This window comes from Mycobacterium sp. NGS33, from assembly GCF_059812885.1.
This window is the reverse complement of the sequence record NZ_JCALDN010000028.1, coordinates 20,544-34,922: the sequence shown is the minus strand read 5'-3', so window position 1 is coordinate 34,922 and position 14,379 is coordinate 20,544. Positions and strand designations below refer to the sequence as shown.

12 protein-coding genes are annotated in these 14,379 nt (G+C 71.2%); 10 read left to right on the top strand and 2 right to left on the bottom strand.

The window, feature by feature from the left end:
* Positions 1-129: 129 nt before the first annotated feature.
* Positions 130-1,518, top strand: coding sequence for a type VII secretion protein EccB (gene eccB, locus AC5Y5B_RS24595; RefSeq protein WP_500007205.1), 1,389 nt, complete (start codon positions 130-132; stop codon positions 1,516-1,518).
* Here eccB and mycP read toward each other — a convergent pair.
* Together mycP and eccD are read right to left on the bottom strand one after the other, a co-directional pair.
* On the bottom strand, positions 1,483-2,796 hold the full coding sequence (gene mycP, locus AC5Y5B_RS24590) for a type VII secretion-associated serine protease mycosin (protein ID WP_500007203.1): 1,314 nt from the start codon (positions 2,794-2,796) through the stop codon (positions 1,483-1,485). The genes eccB and mycP overlap by 36 nt on opposite strands.
* A complete protein-coding gene (eccD, locus tag AC5Y5B_RS24585; RefSeq protein ID WP_500007201.1) occupies positions 2,790-4,175 on the bottom strand; it encodes a type VII secretion integral membrane protein EccD in 1,386 nt (461 codons plus the stop codon). The genes mycP and eccD overlap by 7 nt, the downstream gene beginning before the upstream one ends.
* 128 nt (positions 4,176-4,303) lie before the next feature.
* Here eccD and eccCa point away from each other — a divergent pair, with 128 nt between their 5' ends.
* The 9 genes from eccCa to AC5Y5B_RS24540 all read left to right on the top strand — a co-directional run bounded on the left by eccCa (position 4,304) and on the right by AC5Y5B_RS24540 (position 14,379).
* Complete coding sequence (gene eccCa / locus AC5Y5B_RS24580) at positions 4,304-7,975, top strand: type VII secretion protein EccCa (RefSeq protein WP_112632703.1); 3,672 nt, start codon at positions 4,304-4,306, stop codon at positions 7,973-7,975.
* Positions 7,972-9,201, top strand: a complete 1,230-nt coding sequence (locus AC5Y5B_RS24575; protein ID WP_289176457.1) for a type VII secretion-associated protein — start codon at positions 7,972-7,974, stop codon at positions 9,199-9,201. The genes eccCa and AC5Y5B_RS24575 overlap by 4 nt, the downstream gene beginning before the upstream one ends.
* Positions 9,202-9,245: 44 nt before the next feature.
* Complete coding sequence (locus AC5Y5B_RS24570) at positions 9,246-9,560, top strand: WXG100 family type VII secretion target (RefSeq protein WP_112635744.1); 315 nt, start codon at positions 9,246-9,248, stop codon at positions 9,558-9,560.
* 15 nt (positions 9,561-9,575) lie between these two features.
* Positions 9,576-9,872 carry a WXG100 family type VII secretion target gene (locus tag AC5Y5B_RS24565; protein WP_430920244.1) on the top strand — a complete coding sequence of 99 codons (297 nt, stop codon included), beginning with the start codon at positions 9,576-9,578 and terminating at the stop codon, positions 9,870-9,872.
* Between the two features lie 249 nt (positions 9,873-10,121).
* The gene (gene rplM, locus AC5Y5B_RS24560) at positions 10,122-10,565 is read left to right on the top strand and encodes a 50S ribosomal protein L13 (protein WP_007773455.1); all 444 of its coding nucleotides are present in this window, start codon (positions 10,122-10,124) and stop codon (positions 10,563-10,565) included.
* An 83-nt stretch (positions 10,566-10,648) separates the two neighbouring features.
* Entirely contained in the window at positions 10,649-11,095 is a 447-nt protein-coding gene (rpsI, locus tag AC5Y5B_RS24555) for a 30S ribosomal protein S9 (RefSeq protein ID WP_165821907.1), read from the top strand.
* A gap of 150 nt (positions 11,096-11,245) precedes the next feature.
* Positions 11,246-12,583 (top strand): phosphoglucosamine mutase, encoded by a 1,338-nt coding sequence (gene glmM / locus AC5Y5B_RS24550; protein WP_112635738.1) that lies wholly within the window; start codon positions 11,246-11,248, stop codon positions 12,581-12,583.
* A gap of 50 nt (positions 12,584-12,633) precedes the next feature.
* Positions 12,634-12,963, top strand: a complete 330-nt coding sequence (locus AC5Y5B_RS24545; RefSeq protein ID WP_500007193.1) for a hypothetical protein — start codon at positions 12,634-12,636, stop codon at positions 12,961-12,963.
* Positions 12,964-12,966: 3 nt separating this feature from the next.
* Positions 12,967-14,379 (top strand): hypothetical protein, encoded by a 1,413-nt coding sequence (locus AC5Y5B_RS24540; protein WP_500007191.1) that lies wholly within the window; start codon positions 12,967-12,969, stop codon positions 14,377-14,379.

The following is a 14,379-nucleotide window of genomic DNA, read 5'->3' as shown; positions in this document are numbered from 1 at the left end:
GTTTTCACCGGGCGATTTTACCCAATTTCTGGTGCGTCGAAACCCCGGCGACCTGTGGATAACCGCGCTGACGGCGGGAAACGGCGGCTTAGCGTGGGCGTCGACGGATTCATAGGATGAGGAGAACTCGTGCCGCGTCCGCCCGCCACGTGGCTACACGTCAGCGCTTACCGGTATTTGCTGCGTCGCATCGAAAGCGCGTTGGTGGGCGAGGACATTGCGGCGGCCGGGTCCGGCTCTCGCGCGCACCGGGCCTCGCTGCTGTCCGGTTGCGTGGTGACCGCCGTCGCCGTGGCCGGCTGCGCGCTGTTGGCCGTCCTGCGACCACACATAGCGCTCGACCGCGAGCAGATCGTGGTGAGCCGAGAATCCGGGGCGCTGTTTGTCCGTGTGGGCGACGTCTGGCATCCGGTGCTCAACCTGGCCTCGGCCCGGCTCATCGCGGCGACGGCCGCCGACCCCCGGCCGGTTACCGAATCCGACCTGAGCGCCACCAAACGCGGTCCGCTGCTGGGCATTCCGGGCGCGCCGCAATTTCTCGGCAGGCCGCTGTCCCCGGACGATACGGATTGGTTGATCTGCGCTAGCACCGGCGCTAGCACCGCCACGACCGTCGTCATCACGCTGCGCTCCCAGGCGCCGCCGGTGCATCGGGTGCCCGGCGGAGATGCCCTCCTGGTGGCTGCCGCTGCGGATTCGCCGGCCTACTTGCTCTACCACGGCCACCGCGCGTTGGTGGACCTCGACGACGCTGCTGTTTTGCGCGCGCTGCGCCTCGAGCGGCGGGCGCCGGTGATCGTCTCGCAAGCGTTGCTGAACGCCGTGCCCGAAGCGCCCCCGATCACGCTTCCGCGAATCCGCGGCGGTGGCGCCGCGACGCCCGGAATGCCCGGATTTCCCGTCGGCAGTGTGCTTCGCATCACACGCGCCGACGGCGACGAGTACTACGCGGTGCTGGCCACCGGGGTGCAACGCATCGGCCAGGTCGCCGCCGACCTGCTGCGCTTCGGCAACCCACAGGGAACGACCAACGCCGTCTCGGTCGCCCCCGACGCGATCCGGGCCGCTCCCGTCGCCGCCGAGCTCCCGGTTGCCCTCTTTCCCGACCGGGCGCCCTCGCTCGCAGCACCCGCCGGCACGCTGTGCGCCGGCTGGGAGGAGGCGAAGACCGGCCAAGCCGACGTCATGTTCCTGGCCGAAAGCCGGCTACCGGTCCCGACCGGCCGGGCACCGGTGGCCTTGGCGCAGGCCGACGGCAACGGCCCCGCGCTGGACGCCGCGTACGTTCCGGCCGGCCGAAGCGCCTACGTGCGGGCGGGCGGCAACGCCGGCACCCGCTACCTGATCAGCGACACCGGAGTCCGGTTCGCCGTTCACGACGACGACGCCGCCCGCGACCTCGGTCTCACGGACGCGTCCCCGGCGCCGTGGCCGCTGCTCACGCTGTTGCCGGCCGGTCCGGAGCTGAGCCGACAGAGCGCATCAATCGCCCGGGACGCGGTCACGGGCTCGCCGTAGGCGAGTCCTGGCGGCCCCGGCGGCCACCGCGACCGCCAGCGCGCCCAGGCAGATCGCGGCGCCACGCAGCGCCGTGTCCCGGGCGCGGGAATCGCGCGGCGGGAGCGGCGGGCGCGCGGTGATCGGCACGGGCGCCGCGGATGGGTGGGGACCGTCGGCGGGAGCAGCGGTGCCGACGGTGACCGCGGCGAGCGGGTCAACGGTGCCGTTACCGACGAGAGGATCCCACCCGGCGGCCGGATGGCGCGCCGTCGTCTTGATGCGCTGCATCACCTGGCGCGCGGTCAGCGCCGGAAAGCGGGCGCGGATCAGCGCGGCCACCCCACTGACCACCGGCGCGGCATAGCTGGTGCCGGACACCGGCTCCGGCGCGAGTGACGCCACCGCCTCGCCCGGCGCGGCGACATCGACCCAGGGACCGGCAAGGGTGAACGGCGAGGCGGTTCCGTCGGCATTCACCGACCCGACGGTCAGCACGTAGTCGTCGTACCAGGCGGGGCTGACGGTGACCGTGAGCGTCTGCCAGGTGGCGTCGCCACGTTGGGGTGGGCACTGTCCGGCGCCACCGGTGTTGCCCGCCGCGGCGACGACGATGGCATTCTTGACGTCGACGGCGTACGCCAGTGCGGCACCCAGCGCGCGGTCGTCGGGCGCCGACGCCGCCGGTGTGCATGCGACGGACGAGATGTTGATCACCGAGGCGCCCAGGTCGGCGGCCGTCCGGACGGCCTTCGCCATGGTGTCGACGTCACCCATCCCGATTCGGGACCGGTCACCGGTCGGGGCGAATTTCGCACTGGACTGCCGAATGCTGATCAATGTGGCCTCGGGCGCCACCCCGCTGAATCTGTCGGACTTGGAATCGGGTGTGGCCGCGATGATTCCGGCCACCAGTGTGCCGTGCGCGTCGCAATCCTGGGTGCCGTCGCCGGTGGACACGTAATCACCGCCGGGGACCACATCCGGCAGCCGCCGATGTCGCGAGATCCCGGTGTCGATGACCGCGATCCGCTGTCCGGCGCCGCGGCTGAGCTGCCACACCGCCGACAGGTCGCCAAGATTGGATGGCCGGTCGCGGGCCGGTCCCGAGTCGGTGGTCATCGTGGCGCAAACCTCGCGTTGCGTGGTCGGCCACGGAGACGCCGGGCGTGCCGGCTTGGGCAACCACCTGTCGTCGACGTCGGGGGGCGAAACGGCTTGCGCCGTCGGGGTTCCGCACGCGATCGCCAGCGTCAGGGCTGACACCGCAACCAGGCGGCCGGTCCGGCGGCTCACCATGGCAGGCTCACACCGCGGGCCGCGCCGTAGATTCCACATATCCAACAGGTCAACGGAACCATCGCGGCCATTCCCAGCCATTCCGCTAGGGCGGCACTCCGGCGCAGGATGGGCGAGGCGGGCCGCGTGGGCCCGACGAAACCGACATACATCGCCGCGACGACGGAGGCCGTCGTTGCGGTCGTGAGCCAGGGGCCGTGCACCGCTGCACGCGCGGCGGCCATACCGAAGGTCGTTGCGGCAACGACTAGTCCGCTGATCGCAAAGACGAGCATCCTTCCGATGTCGGTGGACCGCGAGCGGGACAGCAACAGCGCGGCGGTGAGCGCGCCGAACGCGGTGCACGATGGGCGCGGCGGCCCGGCAAGCACGGTGACGACCGCGGCGGCGGCGGCCGATACCGACAATCCGGCCAGCAGGCCCGTCAGCCAGGTATCGGCGCGAACCGCTTGGCGATGGACCGCGGCTCGGCTCGGATCGGCCTGTGTCTCCTCCGATGTCCCCAGCCGCGGCGATAACCCCGCCACTGCGATCGCTGCGCGCGGCGCCACCGGAAGCAGGCCGAGGGACACCAGCCCCGCCGCCGAAGCGACGGCGCCCAATGGCACCCCGCTGATCACACCCGCCAATGCCGCCACCGCGATCATTACGGCGCAGCACGAGACCGACGTCAAAGTGACCGCACCGCAACCCGATACACGCATCGCCACAACAGAGACGACCCCGGCCGCCGCTGCGGCCAGCAAGACATTGGGAATGCCGGGTGCGCCCGGCACCGCCACAAAGCCGGCGATCCCGGCGAACGCGGTCGCGATCGCGCTCAGCACCAGTCCGGCGGTCCGGTCTCCATAGCCGCGGTGCGCGAGGGCCGCCAGTCCCAGGGCGAGCGCGCCCGACGACAGCAACGCGACGGTGGTGGCCGAATCCCGGGGCACGTTCGTGCCGAACGCATTACGCAGGATTGTCAACGCTCCGACTCCCGTTGAGAGCATTGCCCCCGCCGCGCCGATCGACCGGACCGCGCGCCGGCGCGAAGTCCCCCCGCGCGGCTCGGTGGCCGCGTCGAGTGTGGCCGCGACCGCGTCCGCGACGTCGACGTAACGGGGGCCGGGCAACGGCGAGGCGCTGCGGGTCAGCACCAGGATCGCGCCGTCACCGATGCCATGCTGGGCCAGCGTCATCGACGGATCCAACGCGGACGCGCCGGGCGCCGACAGCCGGTAGCGCGCGCCGTCACCGTCGGGGCAGCCGACACCGAGGATGTCGACGACCGACGGAAGCAACACGGCGACAGGGATTCCGGCGGGCAGGGCGACGTCGACGGCGGTGGTGTCCCAGTGCACGCGGACGCGCCGCAGCCCGGTATCGATTGCAGGCAACAGCGGACCCTTCGGTCGGATTGACGGAGAACATAACCAGATTCGAAGGGACCGGTGTGCGGCTGTCCACAGGTGACTTGTCGTCGATGTCCGTGCTACCTACCGTCGTCGCACCGGAAGGGGACGAGATGGCCCAGAGTTTGGCGGCGGTGCCACAGCCGCCCGGTGCGCAGATCGTTGTCGACGCGCCGCCGGACCTGCCGTCCCCGCCATCGTCGGGCCTGGCGCTGCGGCTGATTCCGGTGGTGCTCTCGCTGGTGTGCATCGGTCTCATGGCCGCGGTGTCCGGCGCCGGGAATGGGCTGGCGCGCAACCCCATGTTTCTGGCATTTCCCGCGATGATGCTGGTTTCGACCGTGGTGACCGGGCTGACCGGTGGCGCCCGCCGGCGCGGCGGTGGGATCGACGCCGACCGCGACCACTACCTCGACTACCTGAGCGGTCTGAGTCAGGACCTGTTCGAAGTCGCCCTGGCGCAGCACAATTCGGCCATTCGGGACCATCCGGACCCCGACACGCTGTGGACCTTGATCGGCGGTCCGCGCATGTGGGAACGCCGCCCGGCCGGCGCCGGCTTCGGCCTCGTGCGGGTGGGCGTCGGCCCTCAGCCACTCGCTCGCCGATTGGTCGCCCCGCCCCTGCCCCCGCAGGATCGCCGCGATCCGGTCACCGCCGTCGCACTTCGGCGCTTCCTGGATGCGCACGCGACCATCCGGGCGCCTGCCACGATCGACCTGCTGGGCGGGTCACCCCTGCGGATCGACGGCGACCAGGGCGAAGTACGCGGGCTCCTGCGAGCCATGGTCTGCCAGCTCGCGGTGCTGCATGCACCCGATCAAGTGCTGATCGCCGCCGCCGTCGACGAGCAGAACCGCGATCAGTGGGAGTGGTTGAAATGGCTGCCGCACAACCGGCATCCGGTTGATGCCGATGCGCTGGGTCCGGTGCGGATGGTCTATCCCGACCCGGCATCGGCGCGGCGCGCGCTGGCCGCGGTGCAGGGCCCCAACGTGGTGGTGGTCACCGATCTGGCCGACGCCATCGACCCGATCAGCGGCGCGACCACCCTCGGCGTGGGCAACACCTGCGAGGGCGCACCGCTAGTCATCTCGACGCCAGCCCCTCCGGGACTGTGCCCCGACCAAATGTCGCCCATCGAGGCGCTGGTTTGCGCCCGCCGGCTGGCCGGATACCACCCGAGCACGGCCGGGACGAGGGGTTCGCACCCCACATGGGCGGAGCTGGCGGGGCTTTCGGACCTTGACCGTTTCGACCCGGCCGCGCTGTGGCGCCGCCAGCGACACCGCGACCGCCTTCGCGTACCGATCGGAACCACTGTGCAGGGCGCCGCCATCGAGCTGGACATCAAGGAACCGGCCGAAGGTGGGATGGGCCCACACGGGCTGTGCATCGGCGCCACCGGGTCGGGCAAGTCGGAGCTGTTGCGCACCATCGCGCTGGGCATGATGGCCCACAATTCGCCGGAGGCGCTCAACCTACTGCTCGTCGACTTCAAGGGCGGCGCAACCTTTCTCGACTATGCGAACGCCCCCCACGTGTCGGCGGTGATCACCAACCTGGCCGACGACGCGCCGCTGGTGGCCCGGATGCGCGACGCCCTGGCCGGTGAGATGAACCGTCGTCAGCAATCGCTGCGCGCCGCGGGCTGCGACAGCGTCACGACATACGAACGCGCGCGGGCGGCCGGCGCGGCGTTGACCCCGCTGCCCGCACTGTTCATCATCGTCGACGAGTTCTCCGAATTGCTCAGCCAACAACCCGATTTCGCCGACACGTTCGTCGCGATCGGCCGTGTCGGCCGGTCGCTGGGCATACACCTGCTGCTGGCCAGCCAGCGCCTCGATGAGGGCCGGCTACGCGGACTGGACGCCCACCTCTCGTATCGACTCTGCCTCAAGACGCTGTCGGCCGCCGAATCCCAAACCCTGCTGGGCAATCTCGACGCATACCGGTTGCCGAGCGACCCCGGCGGCGGCTTTTTACGGGCAGGCGGCGGCGAACCGGTTCGCTTCCAGGCCGCCTCGGTTTCGGCGCCGCTGCCCGCGCACAGGCCATCCCGCATTCCCGCCGCGGCCGGCACGGTGCGCGTGTTCAGCACCAGGGTCACCGGTGCCGTCAGCCGGAACGTCGAGACACCCGGGAGGCCCGAGCGGAGCGTCTCGCACGCCGTCCTGGACCGGCTGTCCGGCCGCGGTCCGCTCGCCCACCGGGTTTGGCTGCCCCCGCTGGGACCGGCACCGGCGCTGCAGACCGTGCTGGCCGACGCCGAGTGCCTCCCTGCAGGCCTGACGGTGCCCATCGGCACCGTCGACCGTCCCTTCGATCAATGCCGGACACCGCTGATGGTCGACTTGTCCGGGGCCGCAGGCCATGTGGCGGTCGTCGGCGCGCCCCAGGCCGGAAAGTCGACGGCGCTGCGCACCCTCATCACGGCCCTCGCGGCCACGCACGACCCCGGCCAGGTGCAGTTCTACTGCCTGGATTTCGGTGGGGGGGCGCTGTCGACGGTGCATACCCTGGCGCATGTGGGCGCGGTCGCCGGACGCGCGGAACCCCGTCTGGCCGGCCGGATCGTCGCCGAATGCGAGGCGGTCATTCGTCACCGGGAAGCGGTGTTCCGGGAGGATGGCATCGCCTCGATCGCCCAATACCGCCAGGGGCGAATGAACGAAGATCGGTTCGGTGACGTGTTCCTCGTCATCGACGGCTGGGGGAGCGCGCGCCAAGAATTCGACGCGCTCGAGGAGTCGATCACCGCGATTGCGGCTCAAGGGCTGTCGTTCGGGGTGCACCTGGTGTTGTCGGCGACGCGGTGGGCGGAACTGCGGCCTTCGTTGCGGGACCAGATCGGCACTCGCATCGAGCTACGGCTGGGCGACCCGGCGGACTCCGAAATCGATCGCAAGGCCGCGCAGCATGTGCCGCGCGACAGGCCCGGTCGTGGCCTTTCCCCGGAGGGCCTGCACATGGTGATAGCCACGCCTGTTGCCGAGGTTCCCGCCGGTGAATCGGCCGCCCCGTCCATTCCGCTGCTGCCCCAGGGCGTGAATTACGAGGATATGGTGCGCGGATCGAATCCCGAGTCGGGGATGCCCATGCTGCTCGGCCTGCGGGAGCGGGGATTGGACCCAGTGCCAATGGATTTCGCGCAGCGACTGCATCTGCTCGTGCTCGGCGACAACGAGTGCGGCAAGACCGCGACGCTTCGGACGTTGTGCCGAGAAATCGTGCGAACGACGACGCCCACGCAAGCCCGGCTATTGGTCGTCGACTTTCGCCGTACCCTGCTTGGTGTCGTCGAGTCGGAGCATCTCAGCGGCTATGCCATGTCGCCCGCCGCCCTGGCCGTGGTGCTGCCCGAGTTGCTCGAGTCGCTGCAGGCGCGGATGCCGCCGCCCGGCGCCAGCCAGGCCCAATTGCGCAGTGGCGCCTGGTGGTCGGGACCGGACCTCTACGTCGTCGTCGACGACTACGACCTGGTCGCCACGCCGGCGGGCAATCTCCTCGGGCCGATCGTCGAATTCTTGCCCTACGCAGCAGATCTGGGATTGCATCTGGTCATTGCCCGCCGCAGCGGTGGCGTCGAGCGCGCGATGTTCGAGCCGCTACTGGCGACCCTACGCGACCTCGGCTGCATGTCGCTGATGATGAGCGGATGCCCGGCGGACGGTGGATCGTTCGGTTCCACCCAGCCGCTGCGATTGCCGCCGGGCCGCGGCGTGCTGACCACGCGGGCCGGTGACGAAGAGCTCATCCAGGTTGCCTGGACCCCACCGTGAGCGGGCACGCAGCAATCGTCGAAGCCGGCCCCGGAGTGATCCGCCGATTGTGTTGCGCCACAAACACGGTCGCCGACACTGAGCTGGCCGACACCGTCCAGGCCGCGCTGGATGCGATAGACGACCAGGTGGCGCTGGTGGGGGAGCGCCCGGTAGCCGTCGAGGCGCTGTGGGAAACGGCGCTGCGATCGGCAATCCGCGGGCACTGCGGGGCGTTGGTCGTCGTTCATCCGTCGTGGTGGTCGGCCGCGCGCGTGGCTGTGCTGCGCGCGGCCGGTGCCGCCGTCGCGGGCGAGGTGCGGACGCGGACGCGAACGGCGCTGCTGATGCGGGCGTCCAGTGCCGCACGGGACGCGACCGCGGTGATTGAAATCGCCGAGCGACTGGTGGCGATCACCACGGGCGAGGTCACCGCCGTGCCGCGTAACGCCGAACCGCGATCCGTGGCCCGCGACGTCGCGGGCATCGTCGCCGGGATGTCTCCCGCCTCGGTGCTGATCGACACGCCGAGCACCGTCCCCGGCGCGTCGGCGCTGGCGACGCTGATCGCCGCCGCGGTGCGCGGCTGCGGACAGAGCAGCCCAAATACGCTCGAGCTCAACGACATCCGGCTGGCTCAACTCGCGCGGCCCGCCCGTCCCGCGCCTGCGGGCGCCACACCCGCCGGCGCCGCCCGATGGCGCGGTCGGGCGCTGAGCGCGCTCGGGGCGGCCGTGGTGGTGGTCGCCGCGGCGGCGCCGATGGCGGCGACCATGGGCCGGCCCGGCGTGGTGGCCCCCACACCGGTGGAGACCGCGCCCACGGCCTTTCTGGTGGAAGGCCGGGTCGCGGTGTCGGTCCCGGCGACCTGGTCGACGCAACGGGTGATCAGCGGACCGGGCTCGGCACGCGTACAGGTCACGTCCCCGACGGATCCCGAAGTCGCCTTGCACATCACCCAGTCCCCGGTTGCGGGCGACACACTAAGCGGCACCGCCGAGCGGTTGAAGCGCGCGATCGACACCGAGCCCCCCGGCGTCTTCGTCGACTTCAATCCGTCCACGACCAGCGCCGGCCGACCGGCCGTGACGTACCGCGAGGTGCGCGCCGGCCATCACGTGCGATGGACCGTGCTGCTGGACGGCCCGGTCCGGATCAGCATCGGTTGCCAGAGCCGCGCCGGCGACGAAGGCCCGGTCCGCGATGCCTGCGAACGGGCGGTGCGATCGGCTCACGCGATCGGTTGAAAACTCGAGGGAACCGAAGGACCGCCGCGCGGGTCGAAATTGGTATGTCTGCTAACGCACTGAGCACCGACTTCGACCTGATGCGGTCGGTGGCGGGTACCACCGACGCCCGCAACGAGGAAATCAGGGCGATGCTGCAGGCATTCGTCGGCCGCATGAACGGCGTGCCGCCATCGGCCTGGGGCGGGCTCGCGGCCGCGCGCTTCAAGGACGTGATGGAGCGCTGGAACGCCGAGTCGCTGAGGCTCTATCACGCGCTGAGCGCGATCGCGGACACCATCCGGCACAACGCCGCCACCCTGCAGGAGGCCGGCCAAAACCACGCACACCACATCGCCGCCGCCGGCGCAGACCTGTGACGAGAGAGGATCCCCGTGGAACCGGTGCTTTCCTATAACTTCGGCGAAATCGAGCACTCCGTGCGGCAGGAGATCCATGCCACCTCGGCCCGCTTCAACGCCGCGCTCGACGAGCTGAGCTCGCAGATCGCACCGCTGCGGCAGCTCTGGACCAGTGAAGCGGCCGCCGCCTACCAGGCCGAACAGCTGACATGGCATCAGTCGGCGACCGCGCTCAACGAGATACTGGCCGAGCTGGGAAATGCGGTGCGCGACGGTGCCGAAGAGGTGGCCAACGCCGACCGCCGGGCCGCCGGCGTCTGGGCGCGGTAGCGGCCGAAGGGACACTGCGCGGTCCTCGCCGCGCCGTGAGACTGTGTGGTCCTGGCGGGGGAGAGCCGTCGGGACCACACAGTCATTTTGACCTGCGGGGATGGCGGTCGGTAAGCTGCTCCGTTGGCGTGCGGTACGCCGGGGCCTCGGGTCAATGTCGGTCGCCGAGACCAAGCCCTTACCGCGAACGCCTGACCGGCCCCCGGGTCATACCGGGATCCACCTCGAGAAGAAGAGAAGGTAAGCGCTGTGCCTACGTACACGCCAAAGGCGGGTGACACCACGAGGTCGTGGCACGTCATCGACGCCACGGACGTGGTGCTTGGCCGCCTTGCCGTCGCGGCAGCCACCCTGCTGCGCGGCAAGCACAAGCCGACGTTCACCCCCAATGTCGACGGCGGTGACTTCGTCATCGTCATCAACGCCGACAAGGTCGCCTTCAGCGGCCAGAAGCTGGACAAGAAGCTGGCTTACCGCCACTCGGGGTATCCCGGCGGTCTGAGCAGCCGAACCATCCGCGAGCTGATGGACAAGCACCCCGACCGTGTCGTGGAGGACGCGATCGTCGGCATGCTGCCCAAGAACAAGCTGGCCCGCCAGATCGCGCGCAAGCTGCACGTCTACGCCGGCCCGACGCACCCCCACGCCGCACAACAGCCCGTTCCGTACGAGATCAAGCAGGTGGCCCAGTGACCGAAACGACCGAGGCCCTGGAAAACCCGGAAACCCCGGACACCCCAGAAGTCGCAGAGACCGTCGAGGAAACCGCCGCCGAGGTGACCGAAGCCCCCGTCGAGGCCGCTGAGAGCGCCGCGCCGGCCGAGTCCTTCGTCTTCGACCGGCCCATCCAGACCGTCGGCCGCCGCAAGGAGGCCGTGGTGCGGGTGCGCCTGGTGCCCGGCACCGGCAAGTTCAACCTGAACGGCCGGACCCTCGAGGCCTACTTCCCCAACAAGGTGCACCAGCAGCTCATCAAGGCCCCGCTGGTCACCGTCGACCGGGTGGACAGCTTCGACATCTACGCGCTGCTGCACGGCGGCGGCCCGTCCGGCCAGGCCGGCGCGCTGCGCCTGGGCATCGCGCGGGCCCTGATCCTGGCCCAGCCCGAGGACCGGCCCCCGCTGAAGAAGGCGGGCTTCCTCACGCGTGACCCGCGTGCCACCGAGCGCAAGAAGTACGGCCTGAAGAAGGCCCGCAAGGCGCCTCAGTACAGCAAGCGCTGATCGAGCGATCGCTATCCGGCCACAACTTGGCATCGCGGTGCACAAGTTGTGGCCGGTCGCGGCGTGTCTGCGCCCCGACGTGCCCGTTTTCATTCACAAAGGAACGGGCACGTTAGGTGCAAGCCCGACAACTGTGAGAGGTTTGTTCGCATGGGTCGACTATTCGGCACCGACGGTGTCCGTGGGGTCGCCAATCGCGAGTTGACCGCCGAACTGGCGCTGGCGCTGGGTTCCGCGGCGGCGCGCCACCTCGCGAGCGCCCCGGCACCGGGCCGCCGCGTCGCGGTGATCGGCCGCGATCCGCGGGCCAGCGGCGAGATGCTGGAGGCCGCCGTGATCGCCGGGCTGACCAGTCAGGGCGTCGACGCCCTGCGGGTCGGGGTGCTGCCCACCCCCGCGGTCGCCTACCTGACCGGCGCCTACGACGCCGACTTCGGCGTGATGATCTCCGCCTCGCACAACCCGATGCCCGACAACGGCATCAAGATCTTCGGCCCCGGCGGTCACAAGCTCGACGACGCCACCGAGGACCAGATCGAGGGGTTGCTCGACCTCGATCCCGGACCGCGTCCGGTCGGCGCCGGGATCGGACGCGTCATCGACGCCGAGGACGCGGACGACCGCTACCTGCGTCACCTGAGCAAAGCCAGCACCCTGCGCCTCGACGGGCTGACCGTGGTGGTCGACTGCGCCCACGGCGCCGCGTCCGCGGTGGCCCCGCGCGCCTACCGCGCGGCCGGAGCGCGGGTGATCGCGATCAACGCCGACCCCAACGGCCTCAACATCAACGACAACTGCGGGTCGACGCATCTGGATGCGTTGCGCGCGGCCGTCGTCGCGCACCGCGCCGACCTCGGCCTGGCGCACGACGGCGACGCCGACCGCTGCCTGGCCATCGACGCGGGAGGCAACCTGGTCGACGGCGACCACATCATGGTGGTGCTCGCGCTGGCGATGCACGAGGCCGGCGAGCTGGCGTCCAAGACGCTGGTCACCACCGTGATGAGCAACCTGGGCCTGCACCTTGCCATGCGCTCGGCCGGAATCGCGGTGCGCACCACCGGCGTTGGCGACCGCTACGTCGTGGAGGAGTTGCGGGCCGGCGACTACAGCCTGGGCGGCGAGCAGTCCGGGCACATCGTGATGCCCGCGCTGGGCTCGACCGGCGACGGCATCGTCACCGGCCTGCGGCTGATGAACCGCATGGTGCAGACCGGCTCGTCGCTGGCCGAGCTGGCCTCGGCGATGCAGACGCTGCCGCAGGTGCTGATCAACGTCACCGTCACCGACAAGGACACCGCCGCCAGCGCGCCCGCGGTGCGCAGCGCCGTCGGGCAGGCCGAGGCCGAACTCGGCGACACCGGGCGAATCCTGTTGCGCCCCTCGGGAACCGAACCGATGATCCGGGTCATGGTGGAAGCGCCGGAAAAGGACATCGCCGCGCGGATCGCCACCCGGGTCGCCGAAGCGGTCAGCGACGCGCTGTAGATCCCCTAACCCCGCGGAACCCCACCGCGCCGGCGGGCGTCGGATAAGGCATGAAATCCGTTGGGGGAACACGATCCGTGGCCGTCGACCGCACCCAGATCGACGCGCCGGCCACACAGCGGGTCGCCAATCAATTCGCCATGGCGGCCGACTTCATCGACCGCGCTGTGAGCGATCACCTGGCCAGGCTGGCGTTCGGCGGGCCCGCGGCGGGGCGCGCGCACACCGCCCGCGGCGACGCCCTGCGCGTCGAGGTGGCGCGGCTGGTGGCGCAGGTGTCGCAGTGGGGGCGCGCGTCGGCGGAGATCGCCGTCGCGCTGCGGTCCAGCGCCGAGCGCTACGCCGACGCCGAACTGTATGCCGCGGCGCGGATCGCCTAGCTGATGGCTGACCGGTTGGATGTGGCCGCCCGGCTTGCCGAGGGCCGTGATTTCGTCGAGCACACCCAGGCCTACGTGCAGGCGTGTCACGCGCTGGGCTACGAAAACGCCGATCTGACAACGCATCCCGCCCGGGTCCGCGAGTGGTATGCGGGCGCCGATGGCCTGGACCTGCGCGCGCTGGACCGCGACTGCGCGGAGCTGCGGGCGGCGGGCGTGGTGGCGGTCGAAGCGCTGCGGATGCAGCGCGCCCAGGTCGCCGAGCTGGCCGCGGCGTGGACGGGTCCGGGCGGGGACGCCGCGGTGCAGCTGTTGCAGCGGCACTGCGACGCCGCGGATGCGGTCGCGACCGAACTGCGCGCGGCCGCCCAACGGTACGAGTCGCTGCGCGACAACCTGTGGTACCTGGTCGATTCGGAGGTGGCGACCGTCACCGCCGTCGACGACCGCGTGCGCGTCCACCGGCCGGCGTGGCTGGCCGCGGCTGCCGCCGTCACGGCCGGGGACCGGGACGGCGCGGCCGACGTGGTCCGCCAGCAGGTAATGCCCTACGTGGACAACGACATTCGCGGTGATTGGTTGACCGCGGTGCGCGCCGCCTCGGACGGTGTCGACACGTCCTACGCGATGGTTGTCGACAAGATGGCCGCCGTCCCGACGGCGCGGTTCGAATTTCCCGGCGATCTCGGGATCGGTGCTGCGCCGGCGCCACTCGCCCCGCCGGCGCAACCCGCACCGACGTTGACGGCCGCCGCCCCGGTGACCGCCGCGCCCGTACCGGTCACCGCCGCACCGGATTCGGTGACTCCGGCGCCGCCGCCCATCGCCGCCGCAACGCCGCCTCCCGCCGACTGGGGCGCCGGACTCGGCGATGGCCTGGGCCTGCCGACCGGAGCCCTGGGCGGACTCGGCGGCGGCGATCTGGGCGGTGGTCTCGGAGGTGGCGGCGTCGGCGGCGGCGGAGGTCTGCTCGGGCTGGCCGGCCGGCTCGTCGATGCGGTGGGCGGGCTGATCGGATCGGCGGGCGACGGGCTGGATGGCGCGGACCCCTTCACCGACCCCGACGAGGGCGGCGTGGACGAAAACCCGTTCCACCCTGAAGATCTGGAGGACACCGACGCCAAGACCGCCGCCGACGACGCGCCCGCCGACGACACGGAGGAGGCCGAGCAGGCCCAGCCCGTCGACGCACCCGAGTCGCAACCCGACGGGTCGATCCCTCCGGTCGAGGCCCCAGCCCCGGCTGGCGCGACCCCGGCCGACCCAGCCCCGACCGACCCGGCCCCGACCGACCCGGCGCCGGGCGAGCCCCCCGCGCCTCCGGCCGCGCCCGCCGCGCAGCCGGCGCCCGCGACCGACCAGGCAAAAACACCGTGCGAGATCGCCGCCGACCAGCTTCCGCAGGCGGGGCAGTGA